Origin of the sequence: Paramesorhizobium salinisoli (assembly GCF_003335045.1) — a bacterium.
Lineage (GTDB): Bacteria > Pseudomonadota > Alphaproteobacteria > Rhizobiales > Rhizobiaceae > Paramesorhizobium > Paramesorhizobium salinisoli.
The window spans coordinates 1-255 of the sequence record NZ_QOZG01000160.1; the positions used below are offsets into that span (position 1 = coordinate 1).

A 255-nucleotide genomic window follows, 5' to 3' on the forward strand; every position below is an offset into this window, starting at 1 on the left:
CTGCCCGGCGCCGGCACGATGACGCTCACGTCCACCGATGGCACCGACAACCTGACGGAGGGCCAGCCGCACCAGTTGACGTGCACCTATCGGGACAGCAGCGGCAATCTGGTCCCGGCCAACACCAGGGTGCTGTGGTACGCCGCGCCGTCGGACAAGCTCACCTTCAAGGGCGGCAGCGGCGCCACCGGGTTCGACAGCAAGAACACCTCCTACACCCAAGGCGCCACGGGCCAGGCCACCATCAATGTGACG

At 67.5% G+C, this 255-nt stretch carries 1 protein-coding gene; it reads left to right on the forward strand.

Annotation, left to right across the window (positions count from 1 at the left end; translation table 11 throughout):
* A partial coding sequence (locus DUT91_RS26055) for a hypothetical protein (protein ID WP_160113742.1) occupies window positions 1-255 on the forward strand: 255 nt, incomplete at both ends.